Here is a 362-nt window from a genome sequence, read left to right on the forward strand (position 1 = left end):
CGGAGAATTATCTCCGGATACATTTTTTATCGATGCTTTGGAATTAGCATATGAAAAGATAGAAGCTTCGCCTCATCATATAAAACAGGTAAAACACTGTATAGCAAGATTAAAACCTTTTTTCAAGAGATTAAAGTATGATGAGCTGAAAATATCAGAGATCAAGATATGGCATATCAAAAATGCTTTGGAACAAGCAAAACTTACCCCCTCAGTCTACAATAAATTCAGGTCGTATCTTATGTCTCTTTTTAAAGAAATGATTCAATATGGGTGTATCGACCATAATCCTTGTAGAGAGATTATCAAAAAGAAAATTACCAAGACCATACGGGAGACCCTCTCGGATGAAAAATATCAAA

General features: G+C 33.7%; 1 pseudogene. It reads left to right on the forward strand.

From position 1 onward, the window contains the following. Positions 1-362, forward strand: a pseudogene (locus GNY06_RS01195) (hypothetical protein); the annotation flags it as partial.

This window comes from Elizabethkingia argenteiflava, assembly GCF_009904105.1.
GTDB lineage: Bacteria > Bacteroidota > Bacteroidia > Flavobacteriales > Weeksellaceae > Elizabethkingia > Elizabethkingia argenteiflava.